Annotated in this window: 11 protein-coding genes and 1 riboswitch; of the genes, 3 read left to right on the top strand and 8 right to left on the bottom strand. The window is 67.3% G+C overall.

The features are described 5' to 3' along the window. Positions 1–8: 8 nt before the first annotated feature. On the bottom strand, positions 9–1,064 hold the full coding sequence (locus ACIBF5_RS28680) for a hypothetical protein (RefSeq protein WP_396816011.1): 1,056 nt from the start codon (positions 1,062–1,064) through the stop codon (positions 9–11). Between the two features lie 316 nt (positions 1,065–1,380). On the opposite strand from ACIBF5_RS28680, the gene ACIBF5_RS28675 reads away from it, so the two are divergent. Beyond that, the gene (locus tag ACIBF5_RS28675; RefSeq protein WP_396816010.1) at positions 1,381–4,926 is read left to right on the top strand and encodes a carbohydrate-binding protein; all 3,546 of its coding nucleotides are present in this window, start codon (positions 1,381–1,383) and stop codon (positions 4,924–4,926) included. Positions 4,927–5,229: 303 nt separating this feature from the next. After that, positions 5,230–6,132, top strand: a complete 903-nt coding sequence (locus ACIBF5_RS28670; protein ID WP_396816009.1) for a CDP-diacylglycerol diphosphatase — start codon at positions 5,230–5,232, stop codon at positions 6,130–6,132. Positions 6,133–6,321: 189 nt separating this feature from the next. On the opposite strand, the gene ACIBF5_RS28665 is transcribed toward ACIBF5_RS28670, so the two are convergent. From ACIBF5_RS28665 to ACIBF5_RS28645, 5 genes are all read right to left on the bottom strand, one after another. Further along, entirely contained in the window at positions 6,322–7,413 is a 1,092-nt protein-coding gene (locus ACIBF5_RS28665) for an SDR family oxidoreductase (RefSeq protein ID WP_396816008.1), read from the bottom strand. Between the two features lie 230 nt (positions 7,414–7,643). Beyond that, positions 7,644–8,363: a (2Fe-2S) ferredoxin domain-containing protein gene (locus ACIBF5_RS28660; RefSeq protein WP_396816007.1), complete on the bottom strand. Its 720-nt coding sequence runs from the start codon at positions 8,361–8,363 to the stop codon at positions 7,644–7,646. After that, positions 8,360–9,127: an ABC transporter ATP-binding protein gene (locus ACIBF5_RS28655; RefSeq protein ID WP_396816006.1), complete on the bottom strand. Its 768-nt coding sequence runs from the start codon at positions 9,125–9,127 to the stop codon at positions 8,360–8,362. The genes ACIBF5_RS28660 and ACIBF5_RS28655 overlap by 4 nt, the downstream gene beginning before the upstream one ends. Beyond that, a complete protein-coding gene (locus ACIBF5_RS28650; RefSeq protein WP_396816004.1) occupies positions 9,120–10,169 on the bottom strand; it encodes a FecCD family ABC transporter permease in 1,050 nt (349 codons plus the stop codon). Before ACIBF5_RS28650 ends, ACIBF5_RS28655 begins: the two co-directional genes overlap by 8 nt. A 32-nt stretch (positions 10,170–10,201) precedes the next feature. After that, entirely contained in the window at positions 10,202–11,164 is a 963-nt protein-coding gene (locus tag ACIBF5_RS28645; protein ID WP_396816003.1) for an ABC transporter substrate-binding protein, read from the bottom strand. 88 nt (positions 11,165–11,252) lie between these two features. Further along, positions 11,253–11,431: riboswitch (cobalamin riboswitch) on the bottom strand. 369 nt (positions 11,432–11,800) lie between these two features. Between ACIBF5_RS28645 and ACIBF5_RS28640 the strand changes: the two genes are divergently transcribed. Next, positions 11,801–12,559 (top strand): class I SAM-dependent methyltransferase, encoded by a 759-nt coding sequence (locus tag ACIBF5_RS28640; RefSeq protein ID WP_396816002.1) that lies wholly within the window; start codon positions 11,801–11,803, stop codon positions 12,557–12,559. Between the two features lie 130 nt (positions 12,560–12,689). Here ACIBF5_RS28640 and ACIBF5_RS28635 read toward each other — a convergent pair whose 3' ends face one another. Together ACIBF5_RS28635 and ACIBF5_RS28630 are read right to left on the bottom strand one after the other, a co-directional pair. Then, a complete protein-coding gene (locus ACIBF5_RS28635) occupies positions 12,690–13,466 on the bottom strand; it encodes a GNAT family N-acetyltransferase (RefSeq protein WP_396816001.1) in 777 nt (258 codons plus the stop codon). 325 nt (positions 13,467–13,791) lie between these two features. After that, complete coding sequence (locus tag ACIBF5_RS28630; RefSeq protein ID WP_396816000.1) at positions 13,792–15,927, bottom strand: B12-binding domain-containing radical SAM protein; 2,136 nt, start codon at positions 15,925–15,927, stop codon at positions 13,792–13,794. Positions 15,928–15,943 lie beyond the last annotated feature (16 nt).

The following is a 15,943-nucleotide window of genomic DNA, read 5'->3' as shown; positions in this document are numbered from 1 at the left end:
CCTCGTCGTCACGGTCGTAGACGTGCATCAAGCGTGGTGAGCAGCGACTCGATGGCCGCCGGTGCGGGCGGTTCCACCACGTCACTGATCCGGCCGGGCAACGCCGCCCCGCCGGCGGAGAGCCCGGCGAGCACGGCCGCGGAGAGCGACTCGTCGGCGGTACGGAAGCCGTGCTCGGCGGCGAGCCGGATGAGCCCGGCATCAGTGTTCAGGAGGCGGCCGACCTCGTCCCCGGGGCCGGTGAACGCGACCAGGGTGTGGACACTGCGTACGGTCGGCGACAGATACAGCAGGGTGCCGTTGCGGGGCAGGAGCCCGCTCCGGGCCGCCTCGACGTACTGGGCCTCGTACGCGAGCACCAACGGGGCGAAGTCCAGGGCCTGGGTCAGGTATCTCTGGAACGGGTCCTCGGTGGACCGCTCCAGGCCACCCTGGTCGGCGAAGAGCCGGACCACCTGGTCGACCGCGGAACCGTTGTCGCCGAGTTGCCGGGCCGCCAGCCAGGCGTAGCTCGCGGCGGAACCGGAGTCGCTCGGATGGGTGGTGCTGAGCAGGATGTCACGCCGGGCCGGGTAGATGACGTTGCCGGGAAGCTGATCCCAGCGCACGTCGCGTCGCGCCAGGTCGAGGAACTTCGCCAGGTCGAGCACCTGGTGGCCTTCGGCTGCCCGACGTACGACGCCCTGGGCGGCGAGCAGGTCGACGATCGGGGTGAAGGTCGCGACCGCGAGCGGCGAGGCGATCGGGGCGTACGAGCCGACGGCCGGGCGGATCTGGCGTACCCGCTCGGCGGCGTGCTCGCTGCTGGGGAAGGCGAAGTCGTACCGTGCCAGTGGCACGGTCGTCGACATCTCGCCCGAGCCGCGCGGGTCGACCTCCACCCGGAGTCCGTGCCCGGCAAAGGCGTCCTGCACGCGCGGGTCCGAGAAGAACGCCGACTTCTCCGACCCGACCACAGCGTGGACCGTGTCCAGCCGTTCGGGTACGGCAAGGTGGTATCCGATCCCGGCCCCGACAGCGGCGAGGATGACGATCGCGATCACGAAGATCCAGGGGCGCCTCACCGGCCGATGGTGGGGGTGATTCGCGTCCAGGACGGGGCACGGGCGGCGAACGTCTGGCAAACGTTGACTGTCGGGTTCGTCCACGCGACCCACCCGGGGCGACTGGAGCGGCCCCTGCCGTTGGGGGCCACAGCGGGCTTGTCGAGGAACGCGTTGGCCTGCTCCACGGCGCAGACGAAGTGCCGGTGTGCGAAGTGAATCTTCGATCTTGCGGGACGGAGCATGAGGCGGCAGGATGCAGGAAAGCGCTTGCCCAACGGAGGGCGATGCGAGATGGAGAACAAAAGTGCGAAAACCACTGCGTAAACTCGTACCCTTGCCCCTGTCCCTGGTGCTGGCCGCAAGCCTGTCCCCGCTCGGCTTCAACACTCCGGCTGCGAGCGCCGCCCCGGCGTCCAGCTTGCGGCAGATGGAGTATCTGACCCGTGGCCTGGTCGCCGCCCAGACCGCAGACGGCATATTCCTGAGCTGGCGCTTCCTGGGCAACGAACCTGACGGCATCTCCTGGAACGTCTACCGCAAGGATGGTGACGCGGACTTCGCGAAGATCACCACGATCGCGCCCAGGGACGTTCAGCCCGAGAGCGACTACGCCGCGAACCCCGGCATTGTGAAAGAGGACGTCACCCCCTCCAACTACACCGACCCGGACGGCGTCCTGACCTCCCGCTACGAGGTCGCTCCGGTCGTCAACGGCGTCGAGGGTGAGCGGCAGGGCATGAGCGTGCCCATGCTGTCAGCCCTCGCCGGCCAGGCAGGCCAAGCCAACCGGGGCGCGGCGAGTTACATCCCGCTCAAGCCCGCGCCGGCTGCGGTGCCGCTCGCGCACTTCACCTACCGTGGCCAGCGGTTCGGCCCGGGCACCAATCTGAACGCCGCCAACATGGTCGTCCCGGGGACGGGAAACCAGAACTGGTACGTCGTCGACATGGATCTGCTCAGAGGATTCCGGGTGGCGTACGACGAACAGGCGACCGTGACCCAGCAGCAGCTCGACGCTTGGGTCGCCACCCTCAACGAGCGCAACATGACCCCCAACGCTCTCGGCGTCGCCACCTACACCACCGCTCGGCCGCTGACGAACTCGCTCGTGAACGGCAAGATCACGGAAGCGCTGTTCAAGGAGCTCGAAGCCGAGTTCATCAAGTATGTGAAGAACCTGGACGCCGGCACGTCGCTTCCGTACGCGAAGACCGGGACTGGTGCGATCTACACGTCGCAGAGCAGCGCCTATTCCACGCATGACATGACGGTGGGCGACTTCGACGGCGACGGCGAGTACGAGATCGTCGTCAAGTGGCGCAGCACCCAGCAAGATCCCATGTATTCCGAGCCGATTTTCGGCGGCAGCAACACCACCACCGCCCCCGAGTACATCGACGTGTACAAGCTGGACGGCACCCTGCTGTTCCGTGTCGACATGGGCTACAACGTGCGGGCGGGCAACGACCACGAGACCACCCTGTTCACCGAGGACTTCGACGGTGACGGCAAGTCCGAGCTGATGCTCAAGACCGCCCTGGGCACCCGCATCGGCAACTGGGACGAGGCGTCGCAGTCCGTCGTGTATCCGGACACCCTCAACACCGTCGTGGGCGGCGAGGACGGACTGAACACGACCACGGACAAGTTCGAGGAATACTTCGCCACCGGCAACACCGGTGCCCTCGACACCTACTGGTCGCTCCTGAACAGCTTCGCCATCAGCTACCGCAGCCCGGTGGCGGGAGGCGGCAACGACGGAGTCAACGATCCGGCCGTCAAGCGGTGGATCAAGACGTACCACGTCGGGCCGATCGGTCCGGCAAAGGATGACCAGGAGTTCTTCTCGGCCTTCAAGTGGGACGCCGACGCCGGCAAGGGCGTGCTCATGGACAGCGCCACGTACCCGTTCCCGTACGAGGGCAGCGTCGACGGCGACAACTGGGCCATGACGCCCGCCACCCAGCGCGGCAACTTCTCGTACCTGGCCTACCCCGGCCCCGGTGCCGGCAGCGGCCCCGCCGACTACAAGTCGCAGATGATGGCCCCCTCGGAGGCCTACTGGCTTGAGCACCCCTGGAAAGCGGCGGTGTGGGGCGACGCGCAGGGCAACCGTGGCAACCGCTACGTCGGTGTCGTGGCAGCCCTGGACGGCAAGCACAACTACGCGGTCTCCCAGCGCGGTTATTACCAGAGGACCACTTTCGCCGCCTTCGACATCGTGAACGGCAAGGTCAAGCTCCAGGCCAGCTTCGACTCGGCCGACCCGCAGTACTGGTCCCTGGGCGGCACCGCCTACGACTACCAGAACCGCGGCAACCATCAGACCCAGTCCGGCGACCTTGACGGCGACGGCCGGGACGAGATCGTGATGAAGGCGATGGTCCTCGACCTGAGCGCCGACGGCACCAAGATCCTGCCCGAGGTGATCAACGGCGACACCATGCCCACGATCGAGGGGCAGAACAGTGTTCCCCCGGTTGCCGGCAGCTTCGAGTTCGCCACCGACGCGGTCCGGAACAACCCGCTGAACGTCTGGGCACCGCTGCGCCACGGCGACCGCAGTGCGCTGCTTCCGGTCGACAAGGACAACAACATCCGGATGTGGTCCGGCAGCGAGGAGAACCTGCTGGACGACATCCGTACCGGCCGGCAGCTGGGCTGGATTCCCGGCCCGGAGGCCCACGACCCGATGAAGGGCCAGCGGCGCAACGACCAGGGCGACATCGTTCACGAGAACTCGATGGTCTTCGGTGTGTACGCGGGCACTGACGCCGAGGGCGCGGTGGCGGGCAAGTTCTCCAACCGCTGGCCGGGCGCGCAGGGACAGTCGCAGAACGGTGCCAGGAGCATGGTCACCGGCGAGCTCCTGAACGGCAGCAGCAACCTGAGCAGCGGCCAGTACGCCATCTGGTTCGGCGGTGGCCTGACGGCTATGGCCGCCAGCAACGCGACCATCAGCACGGTCGACGATCTGACCTTCGCGATCTCTCCGTATCTCGCGACCGGCCTGACGTCGACCGGCAACAAGAGCACCCCGACGCTCAAGGCCGACCTGATGGGCGACTGGCGGGAGGAGCTCGTGCTCCGTGCCTCCGGCAACCGTCTGGCCATCGTCACGACCCTGTCGCCGACCGAGTACGGCATCCGTACGCTGATGCACGACCCGATGTACCGCATGGGAGTGGCGAACAAGAACACCGGTTACGACCAGTTCGGCTTCGCCAGCTTCTATCTGGGCGACGAGGCTGAGCTGCCTGCGATGAGGACCGACATTGCTGTGCCGGCCGGTCCCGACACGACCGCTCCCACGATCACGGTGAAGCCGGAGTCGGAGGGGAAGGACGGGGTCTACAGCAGTGTCTCCTTCAAGCTGTTCGATGCCGGCAAGGTCGCGAAGCTGACCCTGAACGGGGTCGAGAAGGATCTGACCGACGACATCTACTCCGACCTCAACGGGGTGAAGCCCGGCGTGTTCGGGGCGGTGCTCGGGGCGAACGAACTGAAGGTGTACGACGTGGCGGGCAACGTCACGATCCTGACCTTCACGTTGGTCGAGCCGAAGCCAGAGGTTCCGGCCTGGGACTCGAAGAAGGTCTACAACAGCGGTGACCAGGTGTCCTACCACGGGGCGATCTACATCGCCGAGTGGTGGACGCAGAACGAGAAGCCCGGTAGCACTGCGACTGGCTCGTGGAAGGAGCAGGGCGCCCTCGTCCCGGCGGCCGGCGCCGGCGTCCGGGCCTGGACCACGTCCTGGGTCTACACCGGCGGCGAGACGGTCGCGTACAACGGCCACACCTGGAAGGCCAAGTGGTGGACCCGGAACCAGCAGCCGGGCGATCCCAACGGTCCGTGGCAGGACCTCGGCACGTACTGAGAACTGACGCCAGGGGAGGGCCGGTCCGACAGGGCCGGCCCTTCCGGCTGTACCGAGCCACGAGTGGCGGCATGAAGGCTGGTCCCCGTTGCCTGCCCGTGAGCGTCGGAGAACGCCCGCATCCTCGTGCACGTGACACGATCAGGGGATTCTGTTCCGGTAGCGCTGCTCCGCAGAACGGTTCGTCCTAGTGTCAGCACGTTCAACCCCTCCACGTTCGCGTTCACGTTCTCTGGCCCGCGACCCGGTTCCCTGCGGGTACTGAAGTTGGTCCTGTTCGGACCGCAACACCGAAGGGTGATCATGGGCGACAACAAGCGGGCCGAGCAGATACACAGGCGACAATTTGTTAAGTTTTCGGGAGTGGCGGGTACTACAGGATTCTTGGGGCTGGTCGGGGCGGACAGGGCACTGGCCGATGGGGGACAACCTGCCGATTCGCCGTTACCGGACCCCGGTGGCCCTGGTGGCACCTCCTGTCCGACGCCCTCGAACCTGTGCGGCTTCCCCGGCGACACCGGAGGCAGATACGACCTCTGGGACAGGGTGCAGGTTTGCACGGGGGCGAGGAGCGCACCGTCGACGAACTGCCTGCAAACAACTGCCACCTATGTGGTGCTGCACGGGTCGCCGGAGACCAATCACAATTTCTTACTGCTTCCCACCTGCCGCGTCAAAGGCATCGAGTGCCCGTTCATTGCGACCGCGAGCGCGCCAAATTACTGGCTGGAAGCGTGGGGCAACGCCCAACCAGGACAACCCGGTCACGTGGTCTATCCACACATTGGCCTCGGGGTCAACTCGGCTGGCAGCCGTCAGCAGGATCAGCTCCATATTCACCTGGCCGGAATGCACTCGGGTGTTCAGACGCAACTCAACATGCATGACAGTGTTATCACCAATAATCCCGCGAACTGGCGAAGTCAGATCGTTCCGGTCTGGGGTCTGACGAGTACGGGGATATCGGCTCCCCGTTCTTACCGAGTGCTGCACGTCGCGAACTTGAACGCCAACCTCTTCACGCTCCTGCGCGATTATGTGGTCAGACCGACCGGAGCGGACATGGGAACGCAGATGTTGGCAGTGACGCCCCGACTGATAGGCAACGGGGGCTTCTACGTCCTGAACAGCGAGCCTGGGCTCACAACCCCACCCGGCCAACCCGGCGGCACTGGCACTGTTGATTTTCTGCTCGCTTACGCGTAACTCAGATCCGGCAGGGCGCACGCCTGGGCCTGGGGCCCACCCGACCGAGCCGTCTCTCAGCGCTGCTCCGGCTGCTGCCTCGTACCCGATGGCCGACGTTTTTCGTCAAACCTTGACACTCCCGGGCGCCGGCACGGTGTGCGGCCGGTGTAGTCACCCGAATTCGGCAGTTGTCGCCGGAGCATCGGCTCAGCCGGGGATGACACGTTCCCTCCGGAGGGTGTCGAACAGGGTGGCGAATGAGGTGAGGGTGTGAACGTACTCGGTGAATCCCGCGCTCCGGCTGCGCGTCATGTCCGTGAAGCACTCGATTGGCCTGTTGAGGTCACTGTCGGTGTGCCACCAGGAAGCGACACGTGTGATGTCGGGCTCGGCAAGGTGCTCGCGTTCGGCCAGTCGGCGCCACGTGTCAGCTTCGCCGGCCATCTGCTCCTCCAGCGGTCGCGGCCGAGCCAGGTAGCCTTCCGGCTCGACATCGAGCAGTTCCGCGATCCGTGGCCACATCCAGCGCCAACGGAAGAGATCTCCGTTCGCGGTGTTGTACGCCTGACTCGGCACATCGCCGGTCGTCGCCGCCCAGATCATCTGGCGGGCCAGCAGTCCGGCGTCGGTCATGTCCGTGACACCGTTCCACTGCACCTCGTTGCCGGGGAAGACGAAGGGTCTGCCCTCGGTGCGGCATAGGGCTGCCTGGACCGCCAGGGTCATTCCCATGTTCATGGCGTTGCCGACGGCATGCCCGATGATCGTGTGCGAGCGGTGCACGCTCCAGGTGAACTGGTACCGCTCGGCGGCCTTCCACAGCTCGTCTTCCTGGGCGTAGTAGAAGTTCGGCGCCGGCAGGCGGGGCTCTTCCTCGTGGAAGGGCGTGTCGCGGGTCTCCCCGGTGGCGTACGCCTCGAACGGTCCCAGGTAATGCTTGAGGCCGGTGACCAGCGCCACGTGGCGCACGTGTCCCGAGGGGCCTGCCACGTCCAGGACGTGGCGCACCATGGCGGAGTTGACCGTGATGTTCTCCGCCTCTGTCGGCATGCGGCTCCAGGCGGTGAAGAACACGTGAGTGAGGTCCAGCCCGGCCAGGGCTGACCGTACGGACTCCGCGTCCGTCAGATCGGCCTGCACGGACTCGACACCGTCCAGGGAGGTCAGGGCACGTCGGGACAGGCCCGCGACGCGCCACCCCCGCTGGGCGAGTTCGCGGCACAGGGCACGACCAGAGATCCCGGTCGCGCCGACCACCACAGCGAAGTTCTTGCCACTGTCTTCCGTTCTCACGCGCACCCCCGCGCTCCGTGACCGACACACGGAGCCGGTGTCGGTGCGCAACAGATCGACCGAGTTCTCGGCTGACCGCCCTGTTCCGTCGATGTTCTCGACGCGGCCATGCCTCGTCATCGTCGGGTCGGTGGCGGAGTCGGTGTCGAAACCCCGCAGACGTCGGCTGAAGCCGAGGTGTTCTGACTGTATCCCCAGTTCACGCCGGGTGTCGTAGATGGCGTTCACCCTGCGAGCTATCGGCGGCGTACGGCGTGCCCGGGGAGGGGCCGGTCGTGAACGAGGTGCTCGTTCACGATCCGTCCGACGAGGTCCTGGTCGACGTGTGTGTACCAGACGTCGTCGGGGTGGACGACGACGAGCGGCCCCAGGTTGCACGGGAAGAGACACCCCGTCTGGGTAAGCAGGATGTCGTCGTCGCCGAGTCCCTGCGCGCCGAGGTGTTCCGCGAGTGCGTCTGCGGTGTGGCTGGCGCCGTACGCGGTGCAGCGCGGGCCCCGGCAGACCAGGACGTGGCGCCGGTGACCTGTGATGGTTGACCAGGCGGGGCTGCGGAACGGTCCGGGGTTGCCGGACAGGGGCGTCATGGGTTGGCGCAGTGCCGTGACGACGGCGGTGACCAGGGAGGGTTGGGTGGCGAGTGGCGGGCCAACCGAAACCTGTGGTGGAGGTGCCGTGTCAGTACGGGTGGCGGCCCAGTCGCCGTAGGCGCGGCGAAGCCAGACGTCGAGGTACCGGTCGGGCGGTAGGTGGGTGGGAAGGAGAACGATCTCGAGTGCGCCAGCCGCTTGGGCGGCGTCGAGTGCGTCGTGCAGGGACGGCGCCGCTCCGTCGAGAAAGCAGGCCCTTACCGGTTCGCCGAGGGCATGCGCGACATCGGCGGCCAGTTCGTGCATGGCGTCCTGCCCACCGGTGTGGGTGACCGAGCGTGCGACGAGCAGGGTGTGTCTGGTCATGACGTCGGTGGGTGGTAGGTGATGCTCGGGCGTCCGGTGGCGGGGTGGGCGGCTACCTCGGCTCGGACGCCGAACACGTCGTGCAGCAGGGCCGGGGTCAGGACGTCGGTGGTGGGCCCCGTGGCCGCCACGGCACCGTGGCGGAGGACGACGAGAGTGTCGCAGAACATTGCCGCCAGGTTCAGATCGTGCAGCGCCGCCACGGTGGTGATGCCGAATTGTCTGACCAGGTGCAGGAGCTGTAGCTGGTGGTTGATGTCCAGGTGGTTGGTGGGCTCGTCGAGCAGGAGCAGGTGGGGCTCCTGGGCGAGGGCCCGGGCCAGTTGGACCCGTTGGCGTTCGCCGCCGGACAGGGTGCGCCAGGTGCGGTGGGCGAAGTCGGCGAGGTCGACCCGGGTGAGAGCGTCGGTGACGGCCGCGTGGTCGGCGGCGCTGTCGGACCATCGGGAGCGGCGGTGCGGGGTACGGCCGAGGAGCACCACGTCGCGGACGGTGAGTTCGAGATCGGTCTCGGCGTGCTGGGCGAGCAGGGCCATGCGTCGGGCGATCACCCGGCGGGGCAGTGTCGTGAGGTCCTCCCCGGCGAGGAGACGACGTCCCCGGTCCGGCGTGCTGAGGCCGGCGATGATCCGCAGCAGCGTCGTCTTTCCCGAGCCGTTCGGCCCGAGCAGCCCGACCAGGGTGCCGGCCGGTACCGAGAAGGAGACCTCTTCGATGATCCTGGCCGTCTGCACGGCGTAGCTGATGTCGGTGACCTTAAGCATCAGGCGTGCCCACCCTGCGCCGCAGGAGCAGTACGAACGCGGGCACGCCGAGCATGGCGGTCAGGACGCCGACCGGAAGTTCCCGAGGTTCGAACAGGGTGCGGGCTGCGGTGTCGACCCAGATTACGAAGATCGCTCCGGTCAGGACCACAACCGGTAGGTGTCGGCGGTGGTCGGGGCCGGTGAGCAGGCGGGTGGCGTGCGGCAGGATCAGTCCGACAAATCCGATCGCGCCGCTCACCGCGACCAGGGTCGCGGTGAGCAGGGCCGCGGCGCCGAGGAGCAGCCACCGGATACGGGCGACGTTGACTCCGAGCGTGGCCGCCGCGTCGTCGCCGAAGGCGAACGCGTTCAACGTGCGGGCATGTCCCAGCAGTATGGCCAGCACGACCCCCAGGACGGTTGCCGCGGAGCCGAGGTCGGCCCAGTTGGCCCGGCCCAGTGATCCGGACAGCCAGAACGTGATCTGCTGGGTGGCGTGCGGGTCGGCCACCCAGATGATGACGAATGAGGTGACGGCGGCGCAGAGCTGACTGACCGCCACCCCGGTGAGGATCATGCGGGTGGGTGCGAGTCGGGCTCCCCGGCTGCTCGCGCTCGCGATGACGAGGGCGAACGCCGCGAGTGCTCCGACGAACGCGCCGCTGGTCAGCGACCAGACCGTCGAGCCGACGCCAGCCACGATGATCAGGACCGCGCCGAGGGAGGCGCCGGAGGAGATACCGAGCAGGTACGGGTCGGCCAGCGCGTTGCGGGTGACGGTCTGCATGACGGCTCCGACGGCGGCGAGTCCTGCTCCGACGGCGGCGGCGAGGAGGACCCGGGGTAGGCGAATCTGCCAGACGATGTGGTCCCGCAGGAGCGGCACGTCGGAGCGCAGCACGCCCACGTGGTCACCGATGACGGTCCACACGGTGCCGAGCGAGAGGTCGGCGGGTCCCACGGTCACCGCAGCCCCGATCGACAGGACGAGTATCCCGGTCAGCGTGATGACCAGCACCGTAACGCCCGGGCGTGGCGCCGCCGTTGCTGGCGGCACCACGCGTCGGTCGGTACGGTGCGTGCTTCCGGCGGTCAGCGTGGTGTCCGGGTTGGCAGCGCGGCGAGCCCCTGCGCCAGGTGCTCGATGCCGAGCACGTTCCGGACCCCGGCGGTCGTCTCGGAGAACGGGATCACGACGAACCGTTTGCCGGTCACGGCCGGCAGGTCCCGCAGAGTGGCGTTGCCGGTGAGGAAGCTCTGTTTGGCGGCGGCCCGGTCCCACTCCGCGTCCACCAGGACGATGACGTCCGGGTCGCGTTCGACAACCTTTTCCCAGCTGGTGTCGCCCCAGCTACCGGGCAGGTCGGTGAACGCGTTGCCGACCCCCACCGCTGACATGAGCATTTGTGGCCCACCGCAGCAGGAGCCCACGCTCGGCGCGTCGGTCCCGCTGTCCCACCAGAGCACCGAGATGTCCTTCGCGTCCTTGACACTCGACGCGGCGGCGGCGATCCGCGTCCTCTGCGCGTCGATGAGGGAGGTGCCCCGCTCTGGTACCCCGAAGATCGCGGCGATGTCCCGGATCTCCCCGTACACGTCGTCGATGGTGAGCGGCGACGGGCGAGTTTCCTTCGGGCAGCCGGCGGGCGAGAGGTACGTACCGACGTTCAGGCTGGTGTAGGTGTCCCGCTCGCCGATCCCCTCGTCACTGAACGCGCTCGCGAACGAGGCGTAGACGAAGTCCGGAGCAGCCTCGATCAGCTTCTCCTTCGACGGGTACTCCTTCGCCAGCACGGGGATCTTCTGGTACGCGGCGGCGTACTCGGGCAGGATCGCGTCGTCGAGGTACGCGGTGCCGATCATCCGGTCCTGCAGACCCAGCGCGAGCATGATCTCAGTGGCCGCCTGGTTCATCGTCACCACCCGCGATGGCGGCTGGGCGAACTGCACCGGCACACCACAGTTGGTGAGCGTGACCGTCGTGGCCGACGGTGTCCCGGACGGTGCGCCCTGGTCCGAGGCGCAGCCGGCGACCGACACAGCGAAGATCATCATGATGGACAGCGGCGCGACAACGCGCCAGGACATACGGGGCCGCATTGCGCGCATGCGCATCAGGGACCGCCTTCCAGCACCTCGTGGACGGGTCGTTACGTGCCGTGGCCGGTCTCCTGGCTGTCGGGAAACGCGTCTCCGACCGGCCTTCCCAGGCTGATGCCCAGTGACCTCGTACGACGAGGGCCAGAGACTTCCCGATAACAGTGGCGAGGGCCGCACCGGTCTCACACCGGTTTCCCGAGCACCACGGCGGCGCTACTCTAGCGCCCCGGTCGCCGCACGCAATATGACGCACCACACCATGCTCAAGCCTCTGTTGTCGCCGGGGTCGGGTAGATCAACTTATCGACGTGTCCGTCGACCAGCCCTCGGTTCGCGTCATTCCCCGACACCTCCGCGACCCGGGACCAACCCGTCCGTCAGCAGTTGTGCGCCAGGGCACGCGCCCAAGCGCGGCGCCGTCCCGCGCAGCCTTGCCACCGAGCACGTGATCCGGGTGGTCAGGGAGAGCGTCGCTCTCACAGGTCCGGTGGCTCCGCTGCCGCCATGGCTTTCCAGCGCGCCTCCGCGTATCGTCCCGATGTATCGCAACGATACATCGGACAGTGGGCTCGACCGAACGAGGGAGCGGCGATGAGGCGGGTCGATTACGACACGGAGCTGTACCAGAACTACTCCCGCGGCCGTGCGCTCACCGAGCACCAACTGGAGGCATGGACAAGCGCCTTTGCCGCCGCGCTACCCGACCGGCGCCCGCTGGTGGGGCTGGACGTCGGGTCGGGGACCGGCAGGTTCACCCCCGCGCTGGCGCGAGCGTTCGGGCCGGTGACCGGGGTCGAGCCGTCGGTCCGCATGCGCGAGCAGGCGCAGGAGCAGGAGCAGCATCCGGGCGTGCGGTACGTGGCAGGCTCCGCCGAGGACATGCCAGTTCCCTCGGGTAGCGCCGACTACGCGCTCATGTTCCTGTCCTGGCACCATGTCCAGGACAAGCCCCGAGCGGTCAGGGAACTGGCCAGGGTGGTCAAGCCGGCCGGGAGGCTGCTACTGCGCGCGAATTTCAGCGACCACCATCCCGAGCCGTGGTGGCTGGACCACTTCCCTCGCGGCCTTGAGGTGGACACCGCCCTGTTCCAGCCGCTGCACGAGGTCATCGCGATGTTCACGGAGGCCGGTTGGCGTGTCGCCGAATTCGGCCTGGTTACCCATTTGTCCGACGGCACTCGCGCCGACATGCTCGAACGGCTGCGTTTGCGTACCCTCTCGTTCTTCGCCCAGCTCAGCGCCGATGAGGTGGAGGCCGGCCTGCGCAGCATCGAGGAGGCCGTGTCCGGCGATCCCGACGCCCCATCGCCCGCGCTCTCCGAGCCGCTGCTCACCCTCGAACGACGCTAGCCAGGTCAGAGCCAGCTTCCTGCAGGTCGAGGACGCGGGCTCTGACTCGTCGGGTGGGCATGATCGGGCACACGGCGCGTCACGGTGTGGCGTCTCGCGGCAACGGGTGGTCGCGGCCCACGTCACCACGCTAGCCAATGCGACCCTCTGCCTGCCCGTGCAGGTTCCAGTAATAGGTGCGCAGAATGTCCCCGTCGGGAGTCAGTCGTTGGGATCCGGCTCTCCACCCCAGCCGTTCGTAGAAACCGGCTGCTCCTAACGGCCCCACCGACGTCTGCAACTCGGCCCACGTCGCGCCGACGGTCCGGACGTGGTCGATGAAATGGGCTACCAGCCGCTCACCGATTCCGCTCTTGCGCCAGCCCGGGTGCACCGCCAGCGCGGTGACGACGGCGACCTGCGGAGAGGCGAACGACTCGGGTTCTGCTTGCTCTGCCTGGCGGTGGAGCAAGCGGCGTGCCCACGGGCGGAACCGCGATCGCAGCAGGCGGGCCGCAACGCGAGGCCGGGCAAACAGCGCGACGCATCCCGCGCCCGCGAGGGACGCCATCGTGCGCCGGTCCGCCGTCAGCGCGGTCGCGTGCGCGACCTGGTCGCTGGTGCCCAACAGGAATCCGACAACCTCGTCCGGGGCAGCCGCCGGGTCAATGACGACGTAGCCGACGCCGTGCCCCGAGTCGAGGAACGTGCGTTGCCAGCGACGGACAAAGCGGGCACCGAGCGACGGGAAGACCCCGAACGGTAGGAGACCAACGTGGGCACGGGACGTGGCTGGAAGGTCTTCGTCCGTCATCGGCCGCAGGACGAGCTGGCCGCGAGCTGGATCGGTTGCCGCAGATTCGGAGATCGGCAGTGATGCCGTGGTGCTGACGTCGGGACTGCTCTTGATCCTGCGGAGGAAGCGCATAACCTCGACAACCTCGATGTCAGGGCGGAGATTCGACCCGCCGCAGGTCACCCACCTCGTCTTGCTGGTACATCTCCCCGGCCCTGGGGCTTTCCCTTGAGGCACCCCGCATGCCACCACCACCGTCCTGCCTCCACGTCGGCGCAGCACGTCGGCGCCAGCGTCCGCGTACCCGCGTCCCCTGGTGTTATGCATGCTGTGAAAGCTGGCAGAGCGGCTGAACTGGTTGATCGACCTGGGCTGCCTGTACCACCAGGTCCGACAGGCTGGTCAGTACGACGCGAATCAACCCGAAAGTCATCTGATTCCGTGGACCGGACTGCTCCTATCCCGTCTCTTCCTCGTCGGAGAGACCGTGACCGACGAGGACGGCCGCCCGTGGCGGCTCGGGACGCACCAGCCGGCGACCGACAAGAAAGTCCCATGCCTGCTGGACGACCGACGGCGGCATGGCGGGGAGGGCGAGCTCCGCAGCCGAGAGCCCGCGCGGCACGGTGAACAACTGGAGCAGGGGCACCAGGACGTCCGGAATGAGATATAGCCGGCCGTCGACCCGCCGGAAGGCGAACCGGCCGGGTCGGTCGGAGTTGGTGCGGCTGTACCAGTAGTGGTAGCGGTACTCCTCCATCACGTCGGATTCGGGGCGGCGGATCACCGTGCCGTTGAGGACGTAGCGCGCCTCGCGGTCCGGCTGCACGGGGCCCACCACCCTCATGATGTCCATGCCGTACCGGTCCTGGTAGAGGTACGTGTGCGCGCAGTCGGTCCCACCCACCCAGGGTCGTCCGAGGTCGTTGTTTGTCAGAGCCGCCTTCGCCTCCTCGAGTGCGGTCAGCTCCTCGTCGTCCAGTGTGCCGCCGACCTGCTCGAAGCTCAGGGCCCGGGCGATGTCGTGATCGGGATACGGCATGAGGTTGCGCAGCCCGAACCGCTCGGGATCCTTCGCCACGATCGCCCCGGCGGTGAGCATGAAGGTGCCCAGCCCGCCGAACGTCCACCTGTCTCGGTGCTCGCGGAGAAAGTTGATCGACTCCATGGCCTCGGCCGCCGTCTCCGACGGAAAACCGGTGAACCCCATCATCTGTACGCCGATACCGGCCTGCGTCATGGCATCGATCGTCTGTGACACCTGTGCTGGCGTGGTGCCCTTGTTGATCAGGTTGAGAATGCGTTGGTTGGCGGATTCGAAGCCGACCGAGACCGAGACGCACCCACTGCGCTTCAGGGTGCGGCACCGCTCGACCGACCAGTACTTCTCCAGGCGAATCTCGGCCCCCCACCGAAAGTCCAGACCGGACTCGACCACGCGCTCGGCGAATTTCAGGATCGTCGCCGGTGCCAGTACGTCCACCGAAAAATAGATGAACTTGGCAAACTTGGAGATCGCTCCGACATCGGAGACCATTTTGTCGACCGGGTCCTGGCGCCACGGGCTGGTCGGACTGTCCCCGTTGAGGCCGTAGTCGCAGAACGTGCACTTGTTCCAGTAGCAGCCCCGGGTCGGGGAGTAGTAGACGAACGGCTCCGGGCTCAGGTATTTCTCCCACGGCAGCGTCGAGTAGTCCGGCGTCGGCAGGGCGGCGAGCTGCTCGTACTTGAACATCGGCAGGGCCCTGCCGATTCCGTGCCTCGGGTGGAGTCGAACGTTGGGATGGCCGCTGGGCATCCGGCCCGCGTCGAGGGCGTCGAGGATCTCGACGTACGCGGTTTCGCCCTCGCCGACCACGAGTGCGTCGAACACGTCGAAGATCTGGAACACCATGTCCTGGTCCGTGGCGTACTTCCAGACGTCGGCGACCTCGGTGCCCCCCGCCACCAGGAACGCGTGCGGGAGCGCCCGGCGGATCAGCCGCGCCATCCACAGCGCGAACGGCAGTTGCGAAACGAACGTGACGTTGATGCCGACCACATCGTGGCCACCGGCCACCAACCGGGGGATCAGCTCCTCGCTGTAGTACGGGGTGAACGGGTTGCTCAGCCGGGCGAGCATCGCCTCGTCGGTGAGGTCCCGGACGGACGACAGGTTGAACCGGTCGTACGGTTGGAACTCAAAACCGTTGTGGAACTGGCCGGGTAGCCCGGCCGCTCCCAGCGTGTTCATCCAGCCGGTGACGGTTTCGACGGCGTGCTGGTACTGCGAATAGTCGTAGAACCGCACGGGGTCCTGTAAGACCCGAACGGCCTCGGCCGTCTGCTCGGGTGAGACCTGGCCGGCACGCAGCCGCATCGCGGCGGCTGCGACGGGCGACATCCGGTCGGCGAACGCGGAGGCGTCCGATGCCTGCCGGATCAGCCAGTCGTACGACACGTCGGTGTAGGAGTGGTGGAAGGCCTCGATGTTGGCGTCGATGATGGTGGCCGCCGCCTGTCCGTGCGCCCGGGCATAGGAGTCCAGGTAACACAGCGAGTGGTACCCACAGGTCGGGTCGGTCAGCGGCGGATAGATCAGGACCGGACGCATGTGTTCCTCCTGGCGG

The sequence above is a fragment of the Micromonospora sp. NPDC050417 genome (assembly GCF_044458865.1).
GTDB lineage: Bacteria > Actinomycetota > Actinomycetes > Mycobacteriales > Micromonosporaceae > Micromonospora_G.
This window is presented reverse-complemented; position numbering and strand designations above follow the sequence as displayed.